The organism is Wolbachia endosymbiont of Tuta absoluta (genome assembly GCF_059414725.1).
This window is the reverse complement of the sequence record NZ_JBNRJY010000700.1, coordinates 1-5,469: the sequence shown is the minus strand read 5'-3', so window position 1 is coordinate 5,469 and position 5,469 is coordinate 1. Positions and strand designations below refer to the sequence as shown.

Sequence of the window (5,469 nt, the reverse complement as noted above, 5' to 3'; positions counted from 1 at the left end):
ATAGGTCTCCAAATATTTTCTATCATTGGACACTAGGTTTAGGGTCAAAAAGGCTAAATAATGGGAGCTGTATAAGCTGAGAGGTTTATGTACAGTTCTGCGAGAGACTGGTAGGGGAAGTTCCACTGGTCTACTCTCCCTGGAGCCTTTGAGCTATAGTAGAAAATATTATATATATGGTTTTTTGCGTGGAAAAAAGTCTAGATTATGAAGTAGGACAAAAAGTAAAAAGTTGGAGGTTAGAGCGAGGTTATACTCAGAAGGGTTTAGCTGAGAAAATTGGTGTAAAGTACTGGGTAATACTGCAATATGAGAAAGGGAACCGTAAAATTCCAATTAAGAAGTTATATGCTATAGCAGAAGCATTATCAGTAAATGTTAAAGGTCTAGTTTGTGGAGAGACGCTACCAAATGAAAAAAGATATTTTGAAGATAAAGAAATATTAAATTTAGTAAAGGGGTATAAGGATAAAGAATTAAGCGAGGTATTTTATTTATTAACCAAATTTATTCGTTTGAGTGAGGAAAGAAGCAGAAAAGCGGTAAAAATGGAAGTAGCAAGGGGTTTGATGAAAGTAGGAGTTTCTGCTCATGTTATCTCTCGAACAACTAACTTATCTATTGGTGAGTATGAGGAGAACAAAATTCCCATTCCATACAAAGTAGGGCAAAGGATAAAAGAGTGGAGATTGATACGAGGATATACTCAAAAAGATTTAGCGAATAAAGTTGGCATAACAAATCAAGGAATATACGAATATGAACAAGGGCGAGCTGCTGTCTCACTTGAAATGTTAGATGAAATAGCAAAGGTATTATCAATCAGTATCATAGATCTACTTCCCGAATCAGATGAGGATAGTGAAGCGGAAGAAAAGCTATCAAACTTGATAGAAGAATACAAAAAGATTGAGAGTCGGGAATTACGCGATATGCTAATCAAGTCTTTATTTAAAAGTATACATGTTTGTAGAGAAAAGGTCAGAGAGGAAAAGAAGATTGAAGTTGCAAGGAATTTAGTGAAAGAAGGAATTTCTGTTGATATTATCTTGCAAACGACAGGCTTATCAAATTATATGATTGAGAAATTTTTGTGATTTCATAAAAACTTAGCCAATGGTGGATTTTTTTGTGATAGAATATATGTTTGCTTCTGTAGGAAAAACAGCTTTTAGAGGATTTATCTATGATAATTCAGAGCATATTGGCTCAGCAAGCTACGAGCTGGGGAAAAAAATAGAAGGTTGTAGGATAGTACAAGGGTATACTCAGGCAAAATTAGCAAGCAAAATTGGTTTAACACATAAGGAAATACATAACTTTGAACTAGGGTGCAAGGCTATTACAATCAAAGAATCGTATATAATAGCAGGAGCATTGTCAGTTAATGTTATAGATCTACTTCCAGGACCAACAGTACTAAGAGAAAACAGTTGGTATGAAGATGAGGATAAAGAAATAGTCTATCTAACAAAAATACATAGAGAAATTAAGGATCAGGAATTACGAAAGAAACTGTATCCATTAGTAAGGTTTGTATATATTAGCGAAAAAATTAGTCAAGAAGAAGCGAAAATAGAAGTAGCAAAGAATCTAGTGAAAGAAGGAGTTTCAGTTGATATTATTTCCCAAGTGACTCGCTTATCTACTTATGAGTATGATGATATAGAGAAAGAAATTTGTACTGATTCTATACTCTACAAAGTGGGGAAAAGGATAAAAGAGCAGAGATTAATACGGGAATACACTCAGGAGGACTTGGCAAATAAAATAGGTTCAACACCTAAAGAAATACACGACTATGAACGAGGATATACAGACATTCCAATTGAAATATTATATAAGATAGCAAAGACATTATCAGTTAACATTAAAGCTCTTGGACTAACAGAATATGAAAATGAGCCAGTTTTGAGGTTTGTAGGTAAATGCGAAAAAATTGAGGATCAAGAATTACTGGATACGGTAGCCAGATCTTTATCTGAAGGAATGCAAACTGGTAAAGAAAAGGTTAAAAAAGCAGAGAAAATCAAGATTGCAAAAGATCTAGTTAAGGAAGGTGTTGCTATTGATATTATTGTGCGAGCAAGTGGCCTAACTGCTGATGAGTGTGAAAATTGAATTGTGTTAAACAATATATTAAGATGTAAGTAAAGATAGTTATATATTTAATATTTCTATACAGAATTTTTCTATCACTTTCTGATTGTCCTCTATCATTGCCTTTGCCTCCTGTTGAAGAAATTTGATATTTTTTGATGTAATGTTATCCATGTCAGCCGACGCTAGCTTCAATTGCGATTGTATTCTTACGTATCTATTGCCTATTACTTGATTCATCTGATAATTTACGCAGTCCAATCCAGAGGCAAACATCACATTTAACAAAGGTTTTATCCAGCCTATTTTTCCAAATCTCTTTGAATTGGCATACTCTATGCTTCTGTCTGTTCTTCCAGTACCTATCGATAACAGTAGAATATCATCATTTGGAAATAACCTCTTACCACTTGCATATGCACAAGCCGCTGGATTATTGGCAAACACCCCACCATCCACTAATACTCTGTTTATCTGGTTAATTTTTAGATGTTTTGGTATGAAATAAGTAGGTGCAGCCGTTGCAGCTCTGAGTGCATCTTTCAGCTTAATATTACCTTCTTTCCAGCTTTTGAAGAAAAATGGGCAGTTATTGTGAATATCGTAACTCGTAATCAACACATCACTTAAAGTGTTTTTAAGGATATCATCGCCAAAATATTTATCCAGTACAAATTCAATATTTTTATGTGGGTATTGTGTGCAATTAAGCCAAGAAAATATTGATCTTCTCAAAAATGAAGATTTAAAAATATATGACCCGTATTTTTGGTAAAGCTCGACTAAATCATTGGCTGAATATTGAGGGTTTCCTTGTTTATCTTTTTTACATAATCCTGCTATAACAATTCCACCGGTTGAGGTTCCTGCCACTAAATCAAAGATTTCAGCTATCGGTTTCCTTGCCCTCTTTTCTATTTCTGCTAGTATAATGGCTGGTATGATGCCTCTTATGCCTCCGCCGTCAACTGAAAGGATGTATTTTGCCATGGTTAGGTATTTATTGATTTTATTAACTTGTTCGCTTTTATCGGGATGTGTTTCCTGCCCAAAAGCCACAGTCTGCTTCACGCCTGGAGAAAATTGCACCAACCTAATAATTGATTCCGTAGACTATGCTAAAAAATCTGTGTTGGTTCAGGCATACCAATTTACCTCAAAGCCTATTGCTGAATCCTTGGTTCAAGCTAAAAAGCGTGGAGTTGATATTAAGGTTATTCTAGATGAATCACAAACTAGTTCAAAACATAGTGTAATTAACGAATTATTTGAGCACAAAATCCCGATATGGATTGACTTTAAACCAGCGATTGCTCATAGTAAAATAATGATTATTGATGATAACAAAATAATAACTGGCTCTTTTAATTTCACCTATGCAGCTGAATCAAGAAATGCTGAGAATCTACTGATTATAACAGGGGATCCTCAATTAGTTGAGCAATACATCGAAAACTGGAAGGATCGTCAATCTCAATCTGATCCTTATACACCAAAAGTAGAAGAATAATTACTTTAAATCAGCTTTAAGTTCATCCAATTCCTCAGAAAGATTTTTTACCCTTTCCTCAAGTACTAACACTTTTTCCATTAAACCATATTCAATGAGTTTATCGTGAAATTGTACCCTTGAGTCTAGCTTGGATAACCACCATATCAATGCTACGGTTTGGATTAATATGGTAATAATTACCGTAATTGGGATTTTTTGCTTTTTCATGTGAAAATATTAACTTGTTATGGATAGTTTTAGAAATTTATGTATAGATTATAGAAAACTTACAGCTTTAGTGATTACTTTTTGTTGATTCGTATTGATCCTCTGCTTTAGCAAGTAGCTTTATGATTTCTCTATATGTTTTGCCTTTGTTTTTATCATATCGCAATTCCACTACAGCCATATCTCTTGGTCTTCTTCCATCTCGATCTGTAGCTATAGGATTTGATCCTTTATCTAATAAGAATTTGACAATTTCTAAATGTCCATTATCTGCAGCATAATGTAGTGCTGTTCGCTTAAATTTATTGGCAGTATTTATATCAACATCCTTTTCTACTAAAAATTTTATAATTTCTAAACATCCTTTTTCTGCAGCATAATGCAATGCTTTTTCGCCAATATTTACATTATTTTGTATCAAGAGCTCGATATTTTCTAGGTCACAAGTTTCAGATGCAATCTCTAATTTAGTAATGCTATCTTTATATCTCTTTTCAGATAAGGAAATACATACGATTACAATACATACTGCTAGTGCTATTAATAAAATTAGTCTATTTTTATATATGATCGAATTTATGTTCATGTATTATATATTTATTTGGAATTAAATGACCATTTGCTTAAGTTTCACTTAAACAGCTTTGCTCACTGTTGCCTCTACTATAGTTTGATATCCTCTATTATTCAGAATATGTTCTGCCTTGCTAATTATCCATTCACCTTCAATTTCCTGACAAAATCCTGAAAGGCTGATCTTAGCTTCTGCAAATAATTCTGGATTACCAGGAACAGTTACATTTAAATTTGATGTACTACGTTTTAGTTGTTTTAACTTAGCTGCTGCTGCACTAATTGCTGATTCTGCGGTAGAGTAAAGCGTTTGCAGGGTATAACTTGGACCCTCATTTCCCACTTTCTCTTCTATAGTTTCTCCCTTTTCATAACTGTGCCATTTTGCAATAACAGATCCATATTTGTTACGCACATTAAAATTTACCTCCCAATTTATAATATCTTTAGGTGTTAATACTGTTGTACCTAACATCTTTCCAGTCGCTGATCTTGCTTCTCCCTTTGGAATAAAAATTATATATCCTCCTGCTGGTTTTACTAGTGCATCATATTTTTTGCCTAATCCTTCCAAAAAACTCATGTCGCTTTCATCTGCTTGAATGGTATGTGGTATAAATGTATTTTCAAATCTTTCAGCGACTTTACCTTCATACCCATGTTCTTGTGCTATTTCTTTAATCAAATCTTCCAAGGTAATGTCTTTCCATTCCTTTGATTTTCTTTCCTTTAATGATCCTCTTAAACTTGCAGCGTCACATTTTATTCTTAAAGTTTGTGGTGGACTTTGTATTGTAATTTGATTTGCCTTATATACCCCCATAGGTAATAAACCTGTTTCTTTATATCCTAGAAAAACCTGTAAATTACCCTTAAGTTCTAAAGCGCTAGAGTTATAACTAATATATATCTCAGCTTCGTCACTTGTAGTACCGGATCCATCAGTAACACGTAATAATATTAAACTCTTTTTTAAAACCTCTGTTACTGGGTTATTTTTTGCTACTATATCAAAGTCTGGCGTCATTCATCTAAAATATTTATGACAGATTCTTTCGATATTTTCTGAATTTTAG

The 5,469-nt window shown here is 33.5% G+C and carries 7 protein-coding genes; 3 read left to right on the top strand and 4 right to left on the bottom strand.

Translation table 11 applies throughout. The features are described from left to right. The first annotated feature begins 176 nt into the window (after positions 1–176). A complete protein-coding gene (gene wmk / locus ACJ5GX_RS07410) occupies positions 177–1,097 on the top strand; it encodes a WO male-killing family protein Wmk (RefSeq protein WP_264686027.1) in 921 nt (306 codons plus the stop codon). A 46-nt stretch (positions 1,098–1,143) separates the two neighbouring features. Further along, complete coding sequence (gene wmk / locus ACJ5GX_RS07405) at positions 1,144–2,121, top strand: WO male-killing family protein Wmk (RefSeq protein WP_264686056.1); 978 nt, start codon at positions 1,144–1,146, stop codon at positions 2,119–2,121. A 39-nt stretch (positions 2,122–2,160) separates the two neighbouring features. Here wmk (ACJ5GX_RS07405) and ACJ5GX_RS07400 read toward each other — a convergent pair whose 3' ends face one another. Further along, the gene (locus tag ACJ5GX_RS07400; RefSeq protein ID WP_264377097.1) at positions 2,161–3,090 is read right to left on the bottom strand and encodes a patatin-like phospholipase family protein; all 930 of its coding nucleotides are present in this window, start codon (positions 3,088–3,090) and stop codon (positions 2,161–2,163) included. On the opposite strand from ACJ5GX_RS07400, the gene ACJ5GX_RS07395 reads away from it, so the two are divergent. Then, complete coding sequence (locus tag ACJ5GX_RS07395) at positions 3,089–3,610, top strand: phospholipase D family nuclease (RefSeq protein ID WP_264377098.1); 522 nt, start codon at positions 3,089–3,091, stop codon at positions 3,608–3,610. The two genes, ACJ5GX_RS07400 and ACJ5GX_RS07395, sit on opposite strands and share 2 nt — an antisense overlap. Here the strand turns inward: ACJ5GX_RS07395 and ACJ5GX_RS07390 are convergent, their stop codons facing one another. The 3 genes from ACJ5GX_RS07390 to ACJ5GX_RS07380 form a co-directional block, all read right to left on the bottom strand. Then, on the bottom strand, positions 3,611–3,820 hold the full coding sequence (locus ACJ5GX_RS07390) for a hypothetical protein (RefSeq protein ID WP_262986488.1): 210 nt from the start codon (positions 3,818–3,820) through the stop codon (positions 3,611–3,613). 67 nt (positions 3,821–3,887) lie between these two features. Next, a complete protein-coding gene (locus tag ACJ5GX_RS07385) occupies positions 3,888–4,406 on the bottom strand; it encodes an ankyrin repeat domain-containing protein (RefSeq protein ID WP_262986489.1) in 519 nt (172 codons plus the stop codon). Between the two features lie 48 nt (positions 4,407–4,454). Then, positions 4,455–5,420 carry a phage late control D family protein gene (locus ACJ5GX_RS07380; protein WP_264377099.1) on the bottom strand — a complete coding sequence of 322 codons (966 nt, stop codon included), beginning with the start codon at positions 5,418–5,420 and terminating at the stop codon, positions 4,455–4,457. Between the last annotated feature and the right edge of the window lie 49 nt (positions 5,421–5,469).

Excerpts from the sequence above, each read along its gene's own strand:
- wmk (WP_264686027.1), top strand. The coding sequence starts at position 177 with ATGGTTTTTTGCGTGGAAAAAAGTCTAGATTATGAAGTAGGACAAAAA.
- wmk (WP_264686056.1), top strand. The coding sequence starts at position 1,144 with ATGTTTGCTTCTGTAGGAAAAACAGCTTTTAGAGGATTTATCTATGAT.
- ACJ5GX_RS07395 (WP_264377098.1), top strand. The coding sequence starts at position 3,089 with ATGGTTAGGTATTTATTGATTTTATTAACTTGTTCGCTTTTATCGGGA.
- ACJ5GX_RS07400 (WP_264377097.1), bottom strand. The coding sequence starts at position 3,090 with ATGGCAAAATACATCCTTTCAGTTGACGGCGGAGGCATAAGAGGCATC.
- ACJ5GX_RS07390 (WP_262986488.1), bottom strand. The coding sequence starts at position 3,820 with ATGAAAAAGCAAAAAATCCCAATTACGGTAATTATTACCATATTAATC.
- ACJ5GX_RS07385 (WP_262986489.1), bottom strand. The coding sequence starts at position 4,406 with ATGAACATAAATTCGATCATATATAAAAATAGACTAATTTTATTAATA.
- ACJ5GX_RS07380 (WP_264377099.1), bottom strand. The coding sequence starts at position 5,420 with ATGACGCCAGACTTTGATATAGTAGCAAAAAATAACCCAGTAACAGAG.